We start from the raw sequence: 21299 nt of genomic DNA, 5'->3' as shown, positions 1-21299 counted from the left end.
GGAGAATTTTCACAAAGACCCCTCCGTTTATTAACCCTGACTTCTAATTGCTTCGCGAGTCATAAAGCGGCTTGTGTTCACTGCATTAAGCAAATCGTTGCTTAAAGGTAGCGGCTCCTTACATAGACTGCTCACCAAAACCTCTGCCATTAAAGGCGCTGTGGTTAACCCTCGTGACCCTAAGCAAGTAAGGGTGGAAACTACGCTGCTTGGCAACACTGGCGCGCTAGTCAACGGTTTGCCCACGCCTAGCATAGTGTAGTGCTCTTTTAATAAATCAAAGTTATGTAGTGCACCGACAACAGGCTGGTGGTCGGGTGAACCTAAACGGGTAGCCGCTCTGGCTTTACCGTCATGTTGTAATGCTTGCACGATGTCGGTGTTTGCCAGCGCCTGTTCGTGGGTGGCGAGGTTCATTTCAGTTTCATCGCCTCGTACATCGGTACTTAAGTCGTTTTTAACGTAGGTTGAACCTAACGCATGCCGACCTTCGAATACAGGTGTCATATAGCCTTTGTGACACAACACAGTGTTAAGCTGTTCAATTGGCATTTGGGTGGGAATAGCTTCAACCTGGCCGCGAACGGGGCGAAGGGACAGGCTGTTAAAATCGCTAGCGTTTACCGCACCTGCACCAAGGGCAAGGATAAGATGATCGGCAGTAATAACTTCTTCATTCTCAGCGCTATCTAAGTTAAAACGAATCCGCACCTGTTGCTTTGTTGTCTCAACTGCCTCATGAGATACATAGATATGATTGGGTTTCAGCGTGAGTTTGCCACTTTGAAGTGCTTCTTCAATCATGGCAGTAACTAGCTGTGGAGGAGAAATCCATCCGCCCAAGCCAATGTATAAGCCAGAGTAGGGAAGAGCTAGGTTAGCGATATCGCTCACTTCTTTGCTGTCTGCGGGCTTAATTAAAGTTTCAGGCCAAACGTCGGCAGCAGCCAATTTATTTTGGCGTTCTGCTACCTTGTCGTTAAAGCTTAGTTGAATAACGCCACAGAAATCGTGGGCAACGTCAGATAGGCCACAGGCTTTTGCATGTTCAATAGTGTGGTCGTAGGCTTTTCTAGCATACAAAAAACTGTGCGCCTGAATGCGGCTGGCAATACTTGCTTCGCTATGGAGCTGCGGATAAAAGCCGCCTTGCGGGTTGCCAGAAGCGCCGCTTGCAAGGGTGTCACCATCAAAATACAAAGTGGTGCTAATGCCGCGTTTTACTAAAGCCAAGCATGCCGTAGCTGCTGCAAGGCCGGAGCCTACTACTGCGACTTTGCTTGTTTTATCTAAACTGTCGTCAGCGTACCTGTAATAGGGGCCAGCAGGCAGACGAAGTTTATGCTGCACATTCTCATTGTCTTGGTTAAAAACGCCGGTCAGCATGTCGCGCTTACGGCCAAAACCGTTGCGTTTTTTAATGGTAAAACCCACACCAGCTAGCCCACGTTTTACGACACCTGCGGCGGTAAAGGTTCCAAAGGTTGTACCGGTTTTTGACAAGCGAGCCATTTGGCTAAACAGTGCATCGGTCCACATATCAGGGTTTTTGCTTGGTGCAAAACCATCTAAAAACCAGGCATCGATGAGGCCATTTGCAGGAGAATGCCATTGAGGCAAAAGCTCGTGCACATCACCAATCCACAAGTCGAGTGTGGTTGAATGGTTATCAAAATGAAGGCGATGACAACCTTCTAGGCCCATGGGGTAAAGTGAGGCGAGTGCTTGCGCTTCGTTTTTAAGGGCAGGAAAAGCTTCTAGCGCACGCTGCATATCCTGTTGAGGCAGTGGAAACTTTTCCGTGGTAATAAAATACAGGCGCTTTAACGGATGATCAGGGTTCGCTGCTCTAAATTCGTTAAAGGCACGCATGGCAACCAAAAAGTTCAGCCCAGTTCCAAAACCTGTTTCGGCGATGACAAAAGTAGGGGTGCGCCACTGTTGCCAGCGCTCAGCAAGGTCGTTGCCTGCAACAAAAACGTGTTGGGTTTCATCAATTCCGCTGTCGTTAGAAAAATAAACGTCGTCAAAATGGTCGGCGACAGGCGTACCGCTCTCATTAAAATGAACCTGTGCATGCTTAGATTTCACTGTTTATTTTTCTCCGTTTATATTGTTTTGGTGTTGGCACTTTGAATTGGAGGCGGTTTTCACTACTTCAACAGCTTGCCCATCCGATCCTTGTTTTGAAACGCCAGAGCTAGCCTGGCTTCTAGATGGACAGTACACTTCTGCAGGTGTTGAAAAGTGCGATGTTACTTTACTGGTCACGTGCTGTGCGCCAAGCATACCGCCAATGGTGCTCCAAGAACCGTTAACGTTAATTAACCCGCGGTGATCCATTGTAGACACTTCAGCATCTGTTTTTAATATAACCCAGGTTTCTTCCGCAATATCAAAGATCCAGATGGCGTCATCTGCAGTTGAAGGCTCGCCATTATAGCCAATGCCATTGTAGTTGTACGGATTAGTCGAACCGCCCACAAAATAGATTTTATTCGTGGCCTTATCGCCCGCTGCCGCCATGCGATAGCGCGCAGTACCCGTTGGATGTTGAAGCGTGCGCCAATCAATCTTAAAAGGGTTTTGCTTATCAATTACGCCTTTAAAGCAGGCAGTTTCTGCAGCAAAGCTACGGCGTTTATCGCTGTGAGGTGTTACAGAAACGCCGTCACAAATTACCATAGTGTTATTAACGATGCCGCCAGCTTGCCCGAATACTGGATTGCCAAGAAAAGGGCTCGCCTGTTGCCATTGGCCGGTTTGCGTATCGCAAACCTGCACAAGGTTTACGTTGCCATCGTTGTGCCAGCCTGAAACTAAGTAAACGTAACGGTCTTGGTAAACTAAAGCAGTTGCATCATCAACAGGCACGGGCATAGGCGTTAATAGCGTATATTCCCCTGTTACAGGAGCGTATTTATAAACATCTGGCGTACTAATTTCATTGTGATCTTCATCAACCGTGTAACCGCCAAAAATATAAACGCTGTCATTAACGCCCACTGCTACGGAAGCCAAACGACCTTTTAGTGCAAGGCTGGATGGAACTGGGGGAAGGGCTTGCCACTGCAAAGGTTTATCTTTGCTATCAATAGGAAGCTGCCAAGCACGATTGTGCACGTCTTTATGGGTCTTGCCTTTGCCCAGCCCCATAAAACTAAATACATATTGTGTGTCGTCTATGGTTACAGAAGCTACGGCATTGTTTGAAACTGGCTCTGGTAGCGCGGGGAGGACGGTATGCGCAGCTGTTACTGAGACAGTCGCTGCAGAAGCAATGATAAAGGCAGCCACCACGAAAGAAAGTCGGGGTACCGCACTTTGAAAAATGCGTAGAGCAATGGTTCTTGGCTTTTTTAATAACACAGCAATCTTCAGTTTTATCTAAATTTCGAACGTTTGGCCGCGTATTCTACCTGTCACCTTTTTGTTTTTCCGCAAAAGTTTGTACCTGCTTTAAACTCTTCTTTTCTTATTGCTTCTGCAAATAACAATCTATCAGTAAAAACAATACGCTTATTTAATTGTTTTTGTAAATGATTTGTTAAATTTGGCGCTAGGTCTATTCAAGATAGTTCAGGGAGAAGGTATGGCGGGCGTGTTTCACCAATGTGGTCAAAGCATTTGCAAACGCACTAGAGACGAAATGGATGATCGTGCACGTATCATAGCACGTGCACTGGCTGAGCAAGGTGTGTGCGATAACGATGTGGTAGCTATTTTTATGCGAAACCATGTCGATATATTTGAAATAGTTGAGGCATGCCGATATGTGGGTTCGCGCTATGTTCTGCTTAATTGGCACAGCCCTGTTGCCGAACTTCTGCCTATTTTAGACGACTGCAGCGCTAAAGTGCTGTTCGCTCATCGCGATTTATTAAAGGGGGAGAATGACCGCCAAACCTTATTACAAGTTTCCACCTTGTCAGTGATATACACGATTAAAACGCCGGAAAGCATTTTAGAGCGCTATCATTTAACAGATAATTCACTGTTAGCATCAGAGGCGAAAACTGGGGAACAGTATCAGTGCCTTGATACGCTATTAGCTGCCCCAAACGCAACGCGCCACAATGAGCCGCCAAAACGCTTTAAGGGCATGTTTCCCTACACATCTGGCAGCACCGGAAAACCCAAAGGTATTAAGCGAGATGAAGACCTAACGCGGCCAGACCCTTATTTGATATTTAAGGGGCTGTCTGAAGCGTTAATGCAGCTATCAATAGGTGATCGCTTTTTCGTCTCGGCACCGCTTTATCACAGTGCACCACACGCGCTTACGCTCTGCTGTTTAGCAGCGGGTAATATTGATGTATACATTGAGCCTCAATTCGACCCCGAACGCTTTTTACAAGACATAGAGCGAATTAAGCTGACTCACGCCTATATTGTTCCCACTATGATGGTGAGGCTACTTAAACTGCCCGAGTCGATAAGAAGCAAATACGACACTTCAAGCTTGCGATTTGCCTTATCAACCGGGTCCGCACTGCCAAGCGATGTGAAAGAAGCAATGATTAACTGGTTTGGTCCAATTTTCTATGAATCTTATGGTGCTAGTGAATTAGGCTTTATGACCCTAATTTCATCTCAAGAAGCATTAGATAAGCCAAATTCTGTGGGTAAGCCCATTCCCGGTGCCGCGATTAAAATACTGAGCGACGATAAAGAGGAGTGCGAAGTAGGTGGTGTTGGCGTTATATATGCGCACCTTTCCATGTTCGCGCCATTCAAATATACCAATACTACGGGCACGCAAAGCGACTTACATGTTGGTGAATTCACGACATTAGGTGATATGGGTTATGTCGACGAAGATGGCTACTTATATATTTGCGATAGGAAAAAAGACATGATCATCTCAGGTGGCGCCAATATATTTCCTGCTGAAATAGAAAGCGTCATCATCGAAATGCTTGAGGTTGCAGACTGTGCGGTATTCGGTGTGCCTGATGCTGAGTATGGTGAAAAAGTTGTGGTGGCTGTTCAATGCTCACCCGGCAATGCGCTGTCGATTGATGCGCTACATGGGTATTTAGATGGCAAACTGGCGCGGTTCAAGTGGCCTAAAATGTTGCAAATACTCGATGCTCTGCCTAGAGAAGATACGGGTAAAATATTTAAGAACAAACTTAGAGCTCACTTTTGTCAATAAAAGAAACCGCTAAAGCTATTTTGAAGGTTTTATGAAGGTATAAATTAACGCTGGTCATGACCCTGTGCATTCGTGCTACATTGGAAATATTCTGAACAAGAAAGCTTAGACAAAGACGGCAGAAACGAAAAAGAAGGGAAGTGGGAAACTACCTGTTTATACACACAAGCCCAGAATTGAAACAGGTATTGCAACGCTGAAGTTTGGATAATTTGAGTATGGCAATTGGCAGAGCAGACCACTTTACCATTCAAAATCGTTACCATAAGCCGCAACAACGCAAAGGGTAAACTATGAGAAGAGCAGTTATCACCGGTCTTGGTATCGTATCAAGCATCGGCGTAAATAAAGAAGACGTACTTGCTTCACTTAAAGCGGGTAAGTCTGGAATTACATTTTCAGAACAGTTCGCCGAAATGGGCCTTCGCAGCCAAGTTTGGGGCAACATCGACATCGATTTGAAAGACCATATTGACCGTAAAGCTATGCGCTTTATGGGCGATGCGGCAGGCTACGCATACGTGGCGATGCAACAAGCCATTGCAGACTCTGGTTTAGAAGAAAGCGACATTTCAAACGAGCGCACGGGTATTATTGCTGGCTCAGGTGGCGCGTCTTCTGAAAACCAAGTGCTTTCTGCTGATATTCTTCGCGAAAAGGGCGTTAAGCGTGTTGGTCCATACATGGTTCCCCGCTGTATGGCATCTACGGTATCGGCTTGCTTAGCGACACCGTTTAAAATTCGTGGCGTGAACTATTCAATTGCCTCTGCGTGTGCAACTAGTGCCCACTGTATTGGTAATGCGCTAGAGCTTATTCAGCTTGGTAAGCAAGACGTAGTATTCGCCGGTGGCGGTGAAGAATTACATTGGTCACTATCAAGCCAATTCGACGCTATGGGCGCACTAAGCTCTAAATATAACGACAATCCTGCTGTGGCATCACGTACTTATGACGCAGCACGCGACGGCTTTGTAAGTTCAGGCGGCGGCGGTATGGTTGTTGTTGAAGAACTTGAGCACGCGCTTGCACGCGGCGCAAAAATCTACGGCGAAGTAGTAGGTTACGGCGCTACATCAGACGGTTTCGACATGGTTGCACCGTCGGGTGAAGGCGCAATTCGCTGTATGAAAATGGCAATGCAAAATATCGATACGCCAATCGATTACTTGAATACCCACGGCACATCTACGCCTGTAGGTGACGTGAAGGAACTTGCGGCGATTCAAGAAGTGTTTGGCCAAGCGGGCGTACCTATTAGTGCAACTAAGTCACTGACAGGTCACGCACTAGGTGCTGCGGGTGTAAACGAAGCTATCTATAGCTTGTTGATGATGGAGAATAACTTTATTGCGCCATCAATTAATATCGACACGCTAGACGACGCGGCACAAGGGCTAGATATTGTTACCCAAGCACGTGAAGCAACGTTAAACACAATTATGTCTAACAGTTTTGGTTTCGGCGGCACTAACGCAACGCTTGTTATGCAGCGTTATAACGGTTAATTAAAACCGCTTGAACCAGTAAGCTTTTTTAACTTCAGTTAAGAAGTTTCAAAGAAGACAAAAGGGCGTAAACCTGAGCACCGTGGGTGCTTGTGTTTACGCCCTTTTTTTATTGGTATTTTTTAAATAAAACCTGTGTTTTCAGAAGCGGCCGCTTAAGCGATTGTAATTGTGTGTTTTGTCCGTGAAGCAGAATGTCAAATTTTTATTAAGCGCAGTGTTTCGAGTGACGCTAAATTTGTCGTTTAACTAAGTGCTCTGAGCTATCGGTTAAACCAACTTTCATTACTCAATCGGCAATCTTTGTCAATGTTTGCCATAATTTGCAAATGGTGGACATTCGGAAATAGACAATGGCAACTTTAAATGTGTCGCTTCCTGACGAAATGCGTACGTGGATTGATGAACAAGTAAAAACTGGCAAATTTGCTAATGCTAGTGATTATATTCGCGATTTAGTGCGTCGCAATCAGAGTGAGCGAGAGGCAATTAGCTTAGCTCTCATAGAAGGTGAATTGAGTGGGAAAAGTGATAAGAATGTTTTAGATATTATTCAAGTTAAGAAAACTCGAGCCTCAGAATGAATAAATATACCCTCTCCAATAAAGCAGAGGAAGTTATCTCCGGGATTTACGATTATTCAGCCAATATTCATGGCGTAACTCAAGCTGAAGCCTATCTTGTTGCCCTACACGAAGCTCTAGTCATTCTGGCGGAAAAACCTAGTATCGGTACTTCAGCAGAGGATATCAGAAAGAATTACTTTCAACTGCCAGTTCATAGGCACATGGTCTTCTATAAAAAAGTCGATGACGGCATTTTCGTTATTAGGGTACTTCATCAACAGATGAAATACTCTATACATCTATGCGATTGAAATACGGAGGAAAGACCCAGTAATGTGGCTGAAGCGTCAAGTCAAATAAACTGATAACGACTAAACAAGGTATCTGGCTCGGGAATAGTGATTTTCCCGTAATGCCGTTTTACCAAACCTTCTTGTTGAAGTTCACCTAATAACTGGTTCACCGTTTGCCTACTGCTATTTATCATTTGCGCTAAAGATTCTTGCGAAAGGGTAAGTGTAATCGCGTTATGTTTGGGCAAATGCTGACCGTAACTGGTGGTAAGCATTAAAAGCCGTTTTACCAGCTGGTGCTTAAGGCTAAGACCCGCACTTGAGTCAATAAACTGAAAAGCGCTGCGCACTCGCGTGCATAAAAGGCGAGTAAAATGCGGGTAGAGTTCAGGATATTGCTCAAGCAGTGCTTTAAACGCGTTCTTTTGAATAATCGCCACCGTGCAATTTGTCTCGCAGAAGTTGTCGTGAGTACGAGGGAGGTCGTCAAACATCGATATCTCACCAAACCAGGTGCCGGGGCCCAGTAGCGCAAATAGCATTTCGCGACCATCTACGCCCACAGTGACAACTCTTAAACGGCCTTCGCATACGCCGTAAAAACCGACACCGTCTTCACCTTTGGCATGAAGTTGCTGCCCTGCTTTTAGGTGTTTTAGGCGCATCTTGTCGAACATGGCTTCCTGCAAAAAGGGTGGGAGCGCGCCAAACCAAGTAGAGCTAGCGAGAACAGGTTTAAATTTTTCCATTTAACAAATTTCTTACAATGTCGTATATCCGACAGTGTATAGCAATTACTGCGCGTAATGTAGGCGGTAAGAGAAAGTAAGTGGAAGTTTCATTGAAACGTTCAAGGTATCGAGCCTTCCACCTAGGGCACCCGCCTCAAATGAAATTAATTTGTACGTTAAAAGAGTAAAGCTATGACAGATTCAGTAAAGTCGAAAGTTAGCAGTGAAGAATGGCAAACCCGTGTTGATCTAGCCGCATGTTATCGTGCAGTCGCTATGTATGGTTGGGACGACCTTATTTTTACCCATATTTCTGCCCGTGTTCCTGGGCCTGATCATCATTTCTTGATCAATCCTTACGGTTTAATGTTTGATGAAGTTACTGCATCAAGCTTGGTTAAAGTTGATCTTCACGGTAACAAGGTAATGGAAAGTGAGTACGACATTAACCCAGCAGGTTTTACTATTCATAGCGCTGTTCATGAGGCTAGAGACGATGCAAAATGTGTCTTGCATTTGCACACAGCAGAAGGTGTGGCGGTATCCATTTTAGAAGAAGGGTTGCAGCCATACTCGCAACAGTCGCTTTTTCCGCTGGCGTCGCTTTCCTATCATGCCTACGAAGGCGTGGCGCTAAACCCAGAAGAAAAAGTGCGATTGGTTCGCGACCTTGGCGATACCCAATTTATGATTTTGCGCAATCACGGGCTTTTAACCTGTGCAGACAATACTCCCGATGCTTTCTTGTTTATGTTTATTATGCAGCGCGCCTGTGAAATTCAGTTAAAAGCGCAGGCCACAGGCAAGCCGCTTATTCCAATTCATTCGGCAATTCTAGATGGCATTCGAATGCAGGCCGATCAAGTCACCCGGCAGGCTGGTGGTTCGTTAGCATGGCCGGGTATTAAACGACGCGTTGAACGCCGTTTCCCTGGATATGACAAGTAACGGCGTGAAGTTTAACGTTATCTAATACGATGATCGCAACGGATGAAGTGGACAAAAAACGTGAGCTAAAGCGGTTTGCTTCAAGCGTTCCCGTGTTAAAGGATTGTATGAACTTCGGCCGTCTCTTTAATGTTGCGGCCAAACGTGCATCAAAATGACGTAAATTAAACGAATCACCGACAAGATAAATCAAGGGCGCTGGGTTACTAAAAGCCTAAGTTAAGGTACACTTAGCGCCATGAAAATACTTCTTGAAGACACCATTCCGTTTGGCACCGATTACCTTAATAGCGTAGGTGAGGTTGAAACCTATGCATGGCAATCTCTTGTGCCTGAAATGCTGCGCGATGTAGATATTCTTGCGCTACGTTCTACCACCAAGGTTACCCCTGAACTGCTGACCAGCGCTAGCAAGCTCAAGTTTGTTACTACGGCAACGGCGGGGACCAATCATTTAGATAAAACGCATTTAGATAGCGTGGGTATTATGCATAGCAGTGCAGCAGGCTGTAATGCCGTAGCGGTTGCCGAGTACGTGTTGAGTGTTTTGCTGCACGCGCAAAAAGCCCAAATGCTCGATTTATATAATGCGACAGTGGGAATAGTAGGTGCTGGTAATGTGGGAACTGCATTATCAAGAATTTTAATGGCAATTGGCGTTAAACACTGTCTGTATGACCCGCCGCTACAGCAAGCGCTAACAAAATCTGGTAAGAAGGAGCATAACGGTCAGTCATTTGTAGACTTAGCGCAAATAGCAAAGTGCGATGTTATCTCGCTTCACGTGCCTTTTATTAAAGGCGGCGAATATCCTACATATCAGATGATAGATGAAGCGTTTCTGGAAGGATTAACGTCAAACCAGCTGCTTATAAATGCATGCCGGGGTGAGGTTATTGATGAAGTGGCACTACTTAGTGTACTTCGAGGTGAAAAACCGCCAACGGTGGTACTCGACGTATTCGACAATGAGCCTGCCATAAATACAGCATTATTTGACTATGTTTGGTTCGTTACACCACATATCGCGGGGCACTCTGTAGAAGGCAAAGTGCGCGGTACGCAAATGATTTACGAGCAAATTTGTGACGTAGTGGGCAAAGCCCCAGACAAAGTGCTTAGCGACTTTTTAGAGAAAACCAATCCGATCAAAGTTGCGTTAAATTCGCCTGAGGCGGTGCGGTTGTCCGTTGAGGATCTCATTGCCGTATTCCACAATGTGTATGATGTAGCTATTGACGATGAGATAACGCGAAACGCGTTTGCGTCAGGCCATAATGAAACGCCAGAGACACACATAGCAAATACGTTCTCTACATTGCGTAAGCAATACAGAGTGCGTCGCGAGTGCAGCGCCTATGCGTTACACTTGCCAAAAAACACCAGTAAGCAAATCCAAGACACATTCACCAAACTGGGCTTTCACGTAAGTCTGGTTTAGTTATTTTAATATTAGGAGCATAAAGCATTATGTCGCAAGCGTTTGACGTAGCGGTACTTGGCGCCACAGGTCTAGTGGGCCAAACCATGATTGAACTATTAGAAGAGCGAGACTTTCCGGTAAACCGATTGTATCCGCTTTCCAGTAAACGTTCAGCAGGTAGTACCGTGTCGTTTAAAGGCGAAGACATTGAAGTATTAGATGCTGATGATTTCGACTGGTCATTAGTGCAATTTGGCTTTTTCTCAGCTGGAGGCAGCATTTCTGCAAAATTTGCTCCGCTAGCGGCAGAGGAAGGCTGTATTGTTATCGACAATACTTCAGAGTTTCGTTACGAGCCAGATATCCCACTTGTGGTGCCAGAAGTTAACGCCCATGCACTGGCAGAGTTTCGCAATAGAAACATTATTGCGAACCCAAATTGCTCAACCATTCAAATGTTGGTTGCACTTAAACCTATTCAAGACGCTGTTGGTATTGACCGTATTAACGTGTGCACATACCAGTCAGTTTCTGGTGCAGGTAAAGAAGCCATGGAAGAGTTGGCTAAACAAACCGCAGGTTTGCTAAACGCACGTGAAGTAAAGCCAGAATCGTTTAGTCGCCAAATTGCCTTTAATGTCATACCTCAAATCGACGTATTCCAAGACAACGACTACACCAAAGAAGAAATGAAAATGCTGTGGGAAACCCAAAAAATCATGGGCGATCAGAGTATTTTGGTAAATGCGACGGCTGTGCGTGTACCGGTTTTCTACGGGCATGCTGAAGCTATTCACCTTGAAACGCGTTCGCCAATAGATGCGCAGCATGTTAAAGAGCTTTTAGCCGAAGCGCCAGGTGTAACAGTTTATGACGGTAATGAGCAATTCCCTACGCAAGTAAGCAGCGCTAGCGGCAACGATATTGTGCATGTAGGGCGTATCAGGAATGATATTACTCACCCTTGTGGTTTAAACCTATGGGTAGTGTCAGACAACATTCGTAAAGGTGCAGCGACAAATAGCATTCAAATTGCTGAGACACTCATTCGCGACTATATGTAAGTGTTTTACAGAGCATCAACCTCTGTTTAGTCGGATAAGCACAGGAAAAGGTAAACATTTTTCTGTGCTTGCCGATACGCAATGAAAGAGGCATTGCCTGTTGCAATGAAGCAGCACTATTCAACGGGATAGAAAGACAGCACTCTAAGCTACTGCATGACGGTTTTTAGCGAAAATTTAAGCATTAGAGCGCTTCAATACTACTGTCTAACTAGATCACCCTTAATAACTGGTTTATAGTTTGTAAAGTTAGGAATAGAACAACGTTAAAAACAATATTCAGTCAGACACTTAGGCGAAGGGTAAGAACTCTATAAAGCGCAAATAAATCTTACTGCTAAGTTCAAAAAGACTGTAAAACGCTAGCTTGATTATTAATGGTTTCAAGGTGGCTTAAGAATAAAAATAAAAGCCAATATTTTCTTCCGTACTGATTGGCTAGAAAATCCGCCCATACGTCTCGGGTGGTAAAGACGCTTGAGGGCATATAGGACTGCTATGAAATTGCATTTAACGGGCTTACTTTTACTAACACTTTGTTTGTCTGGCCCTATCATCACTGTTGATGCACAAGAACGCGCTACCTTCTTAAAAGGTCCCAAAGACGCAACTGATCAGTATTCGGGCCTGGAATATGGGCCCATCGACGCCAACGATACCCTATGGCGCATTGCTGAGCGCTATCGCCAAAACAATAACCTGAGCGTATATCAGGTTATGACCGCCATTTACGAGCTCAATCCAAACGCATTTGAAAACGGCAATTTAAATTTATTAGTTGATGGTGCGGTATTAAAGTTACCATCAGAGCGCTATATTGCCAGAATTGATAAGCAAAAAGCCCAGATGCGCGCTGAGCAGGATGATAGAGCATTTGCTGAATTGCTTAATAAGCCCGGCAGTAGCGTAAGAAATATCAAGCCTGCATCGCCTTTAGTCAATCAACAAGACTTGACGCAAACCCAAACTGATATTGAGCAGAAAATCACTCGCTTAGATCAGGAGCAAACCCGACAATTTGATGAACTGCGTATGCAGTTTGCAGCCTCACTGGAAAATGTTGAAGCGATTCTTAACGAAAACAGACGTTTGTACGAGCGTGTTGAGGCCGTTAATGGCGAACTAGAAACCTTGCGTGGGCAAGTCGAAGGTGATGTTAAGAGCCAACTAGATATGCAAGTGGCGCTTCAGCAAGAATTGCTCGACATGATCAAGGCCGAGCAAGCGCAGCGCGAAGCAGAAAAGCAGTCTTCTTTTTTAAGCGCACTTACCAGCCCTCTGAGTCTAATTATAGGCTCGGCAATTCTGTCACTATTGTTAGTTGGTGGTCTTATCATGTGGCTGCTAAAACGTAATAGTAAGCCTGACGAAGCGCCTGCGGCTGGACCTACGATTACAGCCGATAACGATGAAGTGCCGGTACCTGATTCTGACATTGGCGATCTTTCAAGTGCACTAGCCCCTGACTTTGATGATAAAGCAGAGTTGTCAGATGATGACTTGTTCAATGACGACGACCTACTTGATGACGTACTTACCTCAGATTTAGAAGAAAGCCTAGATGACGAACTAGAAACCTTCGCCGACCTTGAAGACGACATGTTGGTGCCAGACGATGGCAGTGATGACTTGTTTGAAGCTGGCGATGATGAGCTTGATCAAAGTGAACTAGATAGTCTGTTTGACGACGATGACCTGTCAGATAAAGTATTAAACGAAAACGACACTGACGACCTTGAAGGCTTCGACCTGTCAGGGGATGACGACATCTTTGATGAAGATGCTGCCGATGAAAGCGAGCCAGAGACGGAAGTTGCTGACGAGGCTGCATCGACAGATGCCGATGATTTTGACATTGATGACTTGCTTGATGATGTACAAAGCCAAGACGCGGCAGAACTTGAGAGTGATGAGCTAGATGAGTCGGGCGACATAGACCCTGACGACATACTGGCTGAGGTCAACGGAACCGCAGAATCTGACAATGTTGATGAAGACGATATCGACGCGTTGCTTGCCAGCTCGGTTGATGATTTATCTGACGCTGGCGAAGAAACAGAAAGTGTTTCTTCTTTGCCAACCGTAGAAGATGAGGACGATAAGCCTGAAATCAGTATTGACGATTTGCTAGAAGAGCACGGCGTTGATGCAGGTCTTACTGATGAGCTAGACAGCAATGACGACCTTATCAATGAGGATATGTTGAGCAAGCTCGACGACGAGATTAATCAGCAAAATAAAGAAATTGATAAAATCACCGACGATTTGTTAAATGAAATTGAGCAAATCGAAATGATGGGTGGCCTAGGTGAAGAAGATGACGAAGACGAGGATGATCTTGAGGAAGAAATAACAACTTCTTCGCCGTCGCCGCAGTCTATTCAGAGTCTTGATGCCATTACCGACGATTTAGACGAAATAGTCACCGACGAAATTGAAACTAACGCGGACTTCAGTGACCCTCTTTCCGATGAGCTTATTGCTGAGCTACAGGCGGAAGATGAGCTTGCTGAAGAGCCTTCAGCGGATCAAATGCCCTCAGCGGATCAACTGCCTTCAGCTGATGAAGAGCTTGAAGCAGAGTTGGATGGCGAGCCTGAAGTTAGTCCTGAAGCTCACGATGAAGACGTAGACCTTGAAACGCCTGAAAGCGATGAAGAAGGCGCTAGCGAAGATGATTTTAGCGACCCGCTAACTGATGAGTTGCTTGCTGAACTAGAAGCTGAAGAATCTAAAAGCAGTGAAGATGTAGATTTGCTGACAGACGAGCTACTTTCTGAGCTTGAGTCTGAAATAGAACCTGATGATGAAACAGATTCAGAGTTCGAACCTGAAGCTTTGAGCGAGTCAGAAGCAGAAGCTGAGCGAGAAGCTGACTTTGAAGATGAAGTAGAACTTGAGACGGAAGCCGAAGGTGAACCGCAGTCAGAACTAGAATCAGAGCTTGGCACTGAAGTAGAAGCAGAGCAAGACGCTGAGATTGAGCCTGGACTAGAAGCGGAACTTGAGTCTGAGCCGGAGCCGGAATCAGAGCTAGAATTTGAAGCTGATTCTGAATCTGAATTCGAACAGGATTTCGATTCTGAAACAGAACAAGACCAGGAACCAGAAGAAAAAGCTGAGCCTGAAGCCGCCTCGGAAGATGCAGTAGAGTTAGAGACGGAAGCCCAGGGTAAAACGGAGTCAGAACTAGATTCAGAGCCGGAGTTTGGCACTGAGGTAGAAGCAGAAAAAGACGCTGATATTGAGCCTGAACTAGAAACAGAACTTGAGTCTGAACCAGCGACGGAGTCAGAGCTTGAATTTGAAGCTGAGCCTGAGCTTGAATCTGAATTAGAACAGGATATCGATTCTGAAACAGAACAAGACCAAGAACCAGAAGAAAAAGTTGAACCTGAAACTGAAGCTGAACCTGAAGCCGACTTGGAAGATGAAGTAGAGCTAGAGGCGGAAGCCGAAGGTGAACCAGAGTCAGAACTAGATTCAGAGCCAGAGTTTGGCACTGAAATAGGAGCAGAACAAGACGCTGAGATTGAGCCTGAACTAGAAACGGAACTTGAATCTGAGCCGGAGCCGGAATCAGAGCTAGAATTTGAAGCTGAGTCTGAGCTTGAGCTTGAATCTGAATTGGAACAGGATATCGATTCTGAAACAGAACAAGACCAGGAACCAGAAGAAAAAGTTGAACCTGAAACTGAAGCTGAACCCGACTTGGAAGATGAAGTAGAGCTAGAGGCGGAAGCCGAAGGTGAACCAGAGTTTGGCACTGAAGTAGATGCAGAACAAGACACTGAGATTGAGCCTGAATTAGAGGCGGAACTTGAATCTGAGCCAGAGCCAGAATCAGAGCTAGAATTCGAAGCTGAGCCTGAAACCAACTCGGAAGATGAAGTAGAGCTAGAAACGGAAGCCGAGGCAGAACTACAGCCAGAAACAGGCGTAGAGCCAGAGCTCGATGCTGTCGACGAAAACGCCAAAGAAAAGGCGGAGGAAACGTCAGACGATCCACTAGATGACGCTATTGAAGCGTTTGAAAGACAGATGATGGATGATATTCCTTCGTTCAGTCAGATGGATACGGAAGAGCCTTTAGCGGGAGAAGAGCCATCAGCGCAGGAAAAGCCCTCAGCGCCAACAGAGCCAGCGGAAGATGCTTCAGCAGAAGACAGTGATGAATACGACGACAGCCTGTTAAACGCTGCGTATGACGAAGTAGAAAGCTTTGAATTAGAGCAAGAAATTGACGGTGTAGTAGACGGTGAAGATGAAGGTGACGAAATATCATCAGAATCTAGTGCTGCTGAAGAATCGAGCTCACCTGAAGAAACTGATTTAAACCAAAGCGATTCAGATAAGAACAGCGAAGAAGACTTTAACGAACTTGACGATGTTCCAGGCCTTGACGACTGGTTGTCTGCTTCCGGTGACGATGACCATGTAGACGACAACGAGATTCTTGACGATCTTGACAGTGCGGAATTCGATGAGCTTCTTCAAAGTCTTGAGTCAGACGCTATTGTTGATACAAGTGATGTCGACACCAGTGAAATTGAAAGTGATGACGACGGTCAGGATCCAGAAGCATCTTCAGCAGAGAGTGAAGATACTTTCGAACTTGAGCTGGAAGATGATGAAGCCACATTCGAGTTAGAAGGGAGTGACGACAACCTTGGATTCGACGAAAGCGATGATACGTTTGAACTAGACGAAGAAGATGAAACCTTTGAGCTAGACGAAGATGGTGCTTTTGAGTCTGAGCAAGAAGACGACGAAGATACTTTCGCCCTTGAAGAAGATGATTCGGAACTTGCATTAGACGACCTTGAAATTCCAGATGATGTGGAATTGGATATTGCCACGCCAACTGAAATTGAAGAGGACGAACAAGAGGCTCAATCCGTTGAGACTGAAAAGGCTCAAGAGGACGACCTTAAACTCGATAACCCAGATTTAGATCTCGCCGCCTTACTTAGTGATGTCGACGGTGAAAGCGACGCCCAAACACCCCCAGAGGACTTCCTAGATGTAGAGGCGCTGATGAACGATGGCGATGATGCAGACGCTATTGACCCAGATAGCCAAGCGCTAGATCTCGATGTAAGTTTATCTGACTTCACAGGCGTGTCGGATGAAGACACAGTGATTGATATAGACAAAGACGCAGGGCAGAACGCTAACCTGGACTTAGCTCGCGCTTATATTGAAATGGATGATGCAGACGCTGCAAAAGAGTTACTTGAAGAAGTAATGAAAGAAGGTAGCGAGGAACAAAAGCAGGAAGCCGCATCGATTTTAGCGAATATTGCTTAAGTAGTTTGCTCTTATGCGCATAACCGCGCTCTCGTTTGAGATTTTGAACGGCCAGTATATTTACAAGATATACAGGCCGTTTTTTCTTTAGGCGATGTACATTCATTTTCTAAAACGCAAAAGAGTTTTGGGTATTAGCAGCATTGCATGTTGCAAGCGACATGACTACACTTAGCGCCTTTTCAGAAACGGGGTAATACAGATATGGGGCGAATTGCCTTAGGGATTGAATACGACGGTGCTGCTGTATACGGATGGCAACGCCAGCGTGAAGTACCAAGTGTTCAGGAACATCTTGAAAAGGCACTATCGACAGTAGCCAACCAACCCATTGAAGTACAGTGCGCTGGACGTACCGATGCTGGTGTACACGCTACTGGGCAAGTGGTTCACTTTAACTGTGATGCACCACGCTCAGAGCGCGCTTGGACACTCGGCGTAAATGCGAATCTGCCTAACTCTGTTGCTGTTACCTGGGCAAAGAACGTCAGCGATGACTTTCATGCTCGTTTTTCTGCTACCCATCGCCGCTATCGTTACGTTATTCATAATGCGAAAATGCGTCCAGCTATTCTCAATTCCGGGGTTACCCATATTCATCGCGAATTAGACGAGAAAAAAATGCATGTTGCCGCACAAGCGTTGCTAGGCGAACAAGATTTCACCTCGTTCCGCGCAGCGCTTTGCCAAAGTAAAACGCCATTTCGCAACGTTACTGATGTAAGCGTATATCGTCAGGGGCGATACGTTATTATCGATATTCGCGCCAATGCTTTCTTGCATCATATGGTTCGCAATATCACGGGCGCGCTTGTTGAGATTGGGGCAGGGGAGCAAGATGTAAATTGGATAGCTCACTTGTTAAGCCTGAAAGACAGAAGTAAATCTGCAGCCACGGCGAAGCCAAATGGGTTGTACTTGGTTGACGTCACATACCCTGACGAGCACGGTTTGCCTAAACCGCCTTTAGGGCCGCTATTCCTTCCAGAGGCCTAATCTATCTACCTTCGTCTTTAAATTTTTCAATCTGAGTTAGTTGCACATCAGCTAGCAGTTAACTCAGGTTGTATTGAAGCGTGTATCTTCAAATCATCCCTTGCCAACTTCTAAGACCAGTTTTGTTTTTTCCATTTCGTTGTATTGTGGTCTAATAGCGCGCTATATTAGGTAGCTGTTCTATTGTGTTACGTATTTTTTCTTTGTAATACAATATGAAACTTAAAAAAATTAATGTGTTGTCGACCACAAGTATGAACAAACATCAATCGTCATGGTCGGCAAACAAAAAACAAAGGATTCAATTTCCATGAGCTGGATTCAAAAAATTCTTCCTCGCACGCAAACATCAACCAAAGGTAACGTACCAGAAGGTATCTGGACAAAGTGTGGTTCATGCCAAGCAGTGCTGTATAAGAGCGAACTGGAAAAACTTCAGGAAGTTTGCCCTAAGTGTGACCATCACATGCGTATTACGGCGCGCCGCCGTATCGACGCGTTCTTAGATGAAGGTGATCGCGTTGAGTTAGGTGCAGAACACGAGCCGCAAGACGTACTTAAATTTAAAGACTCTAAACGTTATAAAGATCGCATTGTTGCCGCACAAAAGGCGACAAACGAAAAAGACGCACTAGTGGTAATGCAGGGCAAGCTAAAAGGTATGCCGGTAGTGGTTGCGTGTTTTGAGTTTGCGTTTATGGGCGGCTCAATGGCATCGGTTGTAGGCGCTCGCTTCGTTGCTGCTGTTAATGCATGTTTAGAAAACGATATGCCGCTTATTTGCTTTAGTGCAAGTGGTGGTGCACGTATGCAAGAAGCATTGATGTCGCTAATGCAAATGGCTAAAACATCTGCTGCTCTGGCTAAAATGAGCAAGAAAGGCCTGCCTTATATCAGCGTGCTTACCGACCCTACAATGGGCGGTGTATCTGCAAGCTTGGCAATGCTTGGTGACGTAAACGTAGCTGAGCCAAAAGCGCTTATCGGCTTCGCGGGTCCTCGCGTAATCGAACAAACAGTAAGAGAAAAGCTGCCTGAAGGTTTCCAGCGCAGTGAATTCCTTGTTGAGAAAGGTGCAATTGATATGATTGTTGACCGCAGAGATATGCGTGATAGATTACACAGCCTGTTGGTTAAGTTGCATTATAAGAATTAGTGAATAACGAAAACAATCTAAATACTGGCTCAGCGCCACACGCAGAAAGCGCCTCAGCGTCTTCATCTTCGCAAAAAAGCCTGAGCCAGTGGTTATCCTACCTAGAATCTATTCATCCTAGCGCCATCGATATGGGGCTAGACAGAGTGAAAGAAGTGGCCAATGCCATGGCACTTTCACTTAGCCAGTCTTTGGTTATTACTGTTGCAGGCACAAACGGTAAAGGCACAACGTGCCGCTTACTTGAGCAGGCCATGCTTTCGCAAGGCAAAAGTGTTGCGGTATACAGTTCACCCCATTTAACCGACTATCGTGAACGCGTGCGGTACAACGGCGAATTACCGCCTGCCGATGAATTTGTAAATGCATTTGAGTTTGTTGAAAGCGCGCGAAAAGACACCGGTGGCGAACCTATTACTCTAACTTACTTTGAGTTCGGTACACTGGCTGCTATGAAAATGATGCAGTCATGGGCTGTTGATGTGGTCATTCTTGAAGTAGGCCTAGGCGGACGTTTGGATGCCACCAACATTATTGATCCCAATCTAGCTGTTATTACGACTATCGATCTTGACCATCAAGATTGGCTTGGTAATACCCGCGAAAAAATTGCTCGGGAAAAAGCGGGCATTATGCGCAAAAACGGCAATGCTGTGGTTGGTGAACTGTTTCCTCCATCATCGCTTTACGATGTGGCTAACGAGCTACAAGCTAACGTACGTTGGGCTACTCAAGATTTCGAAACAGTGGTATCAAGTGATTACAGTGAGTGGAGCTGGAAAGGGAAGAGCAATAGTTATACGTCGCTACCTTATCCTAAAATTCCGCTTCAAAATGCGAGTACAGCGTTGGCCGCGCTGGAGCTACTAGATTTGCTGCCCGAAGAAAGCGTGGTAAGAGATATTATTGAGAACACCACCATGCCAGGGCGCCAGCAGACTATCAGTGATTCCCCGTTAGTAGTTGTAGACGTTGCCCATAATCCACAGGCGACGACAGCTATGCAAGATTGGCTAAACCGTTACGATGTAAGCCAAATGCGCGTTGTGGTGGGCATGCTAAAAGATAAGTCTATTGCAGAGACCTTAGCGCCACTGGCGACACTTAATGCCAAGTGGTACGTAGCGTCAACGAGTGGTCCTCGGGGCTGCAGGGCAGAAGTACTTGAAAATGCACTTGTTAATGCCGGCACAACCATAGAGAATATAGACACGTTTCAGGACGTGACCTCGGCATATCAGCGCGCGCTTGCAGATTATCAAACTGGTGAACTTATTCTCGTTTTTGGTTCTTTTGTTACCGTAGCAGACGTGCTTGCTGAGCAAAACTAACACGCGCATTGTAGAGTAAAACCGTGTATTCAAGCAGGAGAGCACAGTGACATCGGCATTAAAGAATAGACTGGTGGGGACAATTATTGTTGTCGCCCTAGCGGTAATCTTTTTACCAGACTTTCTTGATGGCAAAAAGCAAACAAACAGAGAACCTTTTGTCTCTGTACCTGCTAATCCGCCTAAAAAGCCCATCGTAGAGCCAGAACCTTTTCCATCAGAGCGCGTGGCGAAAGCTGCGGTGCCAGCGGTTGAAATTCAAGATGAAACGGCATTAGATGATGATCTGGATTCTTCTGGCGCAGGGGAAAGTGGTCGTGCAGGTGAAGCCACTACCGCAAAAGCGCCAGCGGTGAAAACCTTTGAAGAAGAGGACAATCTAGCAAGCCAAACGGTGGTTAATACAAAAAGTCCCGCAGACGATGACGCTGGTTGGGTTATTCAACTTGGTAGCTTCCGCCACGAGAAAAACGTAAAAGCGCTGTTAGCTAAGCTAGAAAAGGCTGGATATCGTGCGTTTAGTCGCAAAATTCAAACCAGTTCTGGCCCGCTTAATAAAGTTTTCGTTGGCCCAGATTTAGACAAGAAAAAACTGGAATCGGCACTACCTCACTTAAAGGAACTCACGAGTCTTAAAGGTAAGGTCACTACGTTCAAAGTTGAATAGTGCGCATTGTTCCTGGCGCTAGTCGAATTAAGCACGGACAGAGCAACAGGGATTAATGGTATGGACCCTCTCCTCCCATAAAGGCTTCAAATGAGCCAAGATAGGGTTGTTCAAATCACTATCAAGAAGGAGAAGGTCACATGAGTAA

Annotated in this window: 15 protein-coding genes; 12 read left to right on the top strand and 3 right to left on the bottom strand. The window is 45.5% G+C overall.

What is annotated here, in order from left to right; translation table 11 throughout:
- Positions 1-30: 30 nt before the first annotated feature.
- Both mnmC and BIZ39_RS13475 read right to left on the bottom strand, forming a co-directional pair.
- Positions 31-2091, bottom strand: a complete 2061-nt coding sequence (mnmC, locus tag BIZ39_RS13480; RefSeq protein WP_187447221.1) for a bifunctional tRNA (5-methylaminomethyl-2-thiouridine)(34)-methyltransferase MnmD/FAD-dependent 5-carboxymethylaminomethyl-2-thiouridine(34) oxidoreductase MnmC — start codon at positions 2089-2091, stop codon at positions 31-33.
- A gap of 3 nt (positions 2092-2094) precedes the next feature.
- Positions 2095-3369 (bottom strand): Kelch repeat-containing protein, encoded by a 1275-nt coding sequence (locus BIZ39_RS13475; RefSeq protein WP_187447220.1) that lies wholly within the window; start codon positions 3367-3369, stop codon positions 2095-2097.
- 223 nt (positions 3370-3592) lie between these two features.
- Between BIZ39_RS13475 and BIZ39_RS13470 the strand changes: the two genes are divergently transcribed.
- The 4 genes from BIZ39_RS13470 (at position 3593) to BIZ39_RS13455 (ending at position 7543) form a co-directional block, all read left to right on the top strand.
- Positions 3593-5158: an AMP-binding protein gene (locus BIZ39_RS13470; RefSeq protein ID WP_187447219.1), complete on the top strand. Its 1566-nt coding sequence runs from the start codon at positions 3593-3595 to the stop codon at positions 5156-5158.
- A 293-nt stretch (positions 5159-5451) separates the two neighbouring features.
- The gene (gene fabB / locus BIZ39_RS13465; RefSeq protein WP_187447218.1) at positions 5452-6666 is read left to right on the top strand and encodes a beta-ketoacyl-ACP synthase I; all 1215 of its coding nucleotides are present in this window, start codon (positions 5452-5454) and stop codon (positions 6664-6666) included.
- Between the two features lie 353 nt (positions 6667-7019).
- The gene (locus tag BIZ39_RS13460) at positions 7020-7250 is read left to right on the top strand and encodes a type II toxin-antitoxin system ParD family antitoxin (protein WP_014976888.1); all 231 of its coding nucleotides are present in this window, start codon (positions 7020-7022) and stop codon (positions 7248-7250) included.
- Complete coding sequence (locus BIZ39_RS13455; RefSeq protein WP_049589147.1) at positions 7247-7543, top strand: type II toxin-antitoxin system RelE/ParE family toxin; 297 nt, start codon at positions 7247-7249, stop codon at positions 7541-7543. The genes BIZ39_RS13460 and BIZ39_RS13455 overlap by 4 nt, the downstream gene beginning before the upstream one ends.
- A 41-nt stretch (positions 7544-7584) precedes the next feature.
- Here the strand turns inward: BIZ39_RS13455 and BIZ39_RS13450 are convergent, their stop codons facing one another.
- On the bottom strand, positions 7585-8274 hold the full coding sequence (locus BIZ39_RS13450; protein WP_187447217.1) for a Crp/Fnr family transcriptional regulator: 690 nt from the start codon (positions 8272-8274) through the stop codon (positions 7585-7587).
- Between the two features lie 174 nt (positions 8275-8448).
- Here BIZ39_RS13450 and BIZ39_RS13445 point away from each other — a divergent pair, with 174 nt between their 5' ends.
- From BIZ39_RS13445 to BIZ39_RS13410, 8 genes are all read left to right on the top strand, one after another.
- Positions 8449-9204, top strand: a complete 756-nt coding sequence (locus tag BIZ39_RS13445; protein WP_187447216.1) for a class II aldolase/adducin family protein — start codon at positions 8449-8451, stop codon at positions 9202-9204.
- A 238-nt stretch (positions 9205-9442) separates the two neighbouring features.
- On the top strand, positions 9443-10645 hold the full coding sequence (locus BIZ39_RS13440; RefSeq protein ID WP_187447215.1) for a 4-phosphoerythronate dehydrogenase: 1203 nt from the start codon (positions 9443-9445) through the stop codon (positions 10643-10645).
- 29 nt (positions 10646-10674) lie between these two features.
- A complete protein-coding gene (locus BIZ39_RS13435; RefSeq protein ID WP_187447214.1) occupies positions 10675-11691 on the top strand; it encodes an aspartate-semialdehyde dehydrogenase in 1017 nt (338 codons plus the stop codon).
- Between the two features lie 498 nt (positions 11692-12189).
- Entirely contained in the window at positions 12190-17001 is a 4812-nt protein-coding gene (locus BIZ39_RS13430; protein WP_187447213.1) for a FimV/HubP family polar landmark protein, read from the top strand.
- A gap of 204 nt (positions 17002-17205) precedes the next feature.
- Positions 17206-17997 (top strand): tRNA pseudouridine(38-40) synthase TruA, encoded by a 792-nt coding sequence (truA, locus tag BIZ39_RS13425; RefSeq protein WP_187447212.1) that lies wholly within the window; start codon positions 17206-17208, stop codon positions 17995-17997.
- A 310-nt stretch (positions 17998-18307) separates the two neighbouring features.
- On the top strand, positions 18308-19153 hold the full coding sequence (accD, locus tag BIZ39_RS13420) for an acetyl-CoA carboxylase, carboxyltransferase subunit beta (protein WP_136782920.1): 846 nt from the start codon (positions 18308-18310) through the stop codon (positions 19151-19153).
- Positions 19153-20484, top strand: a complete 1332-nt coding sequence (gene folC / locus BIZ39_RS13415) for a bifunctional tetrahydrofolate synthase/dihydrofolate synthase (RefSeq protein ID WP_187447211.1) — start codon at positions 19153-19155, stop codon at positions 20482-20484. Before accD ends, folC begins: the two co-directional genes overlap by 1 nt.
- A gap of 46 nt (positions 20485-20530) precedes the next feature.
- Positions 20531-21151 (top strand): SPOR domain-containing protein, encoded by a 621-nt coding sequence (locus BIZ39_RS13410; protein ID WP_187447210.1) that lies wholly within the window; start codon positions 20531-20533, stop codon positions 21149-21151.
- Positions 21152-21299: the final 148 nt, after the last annotated feature.

Source organism: Alteromonas sp. BZK5, from assembly GCF_014349115.1.
GTDB classification, from domain to species: Bacteria; Pseudomonadota; Gammaproteobacteria; order Enterobacterales; family Alteromonadaceae; genus Alteromonas; species Alteromonas macleodii.
The sequence above is the reverse complement of the archived record's forward strand: the minus strand, read 5'-3'. Positions and strand labels throughout refer to the sequence as shown.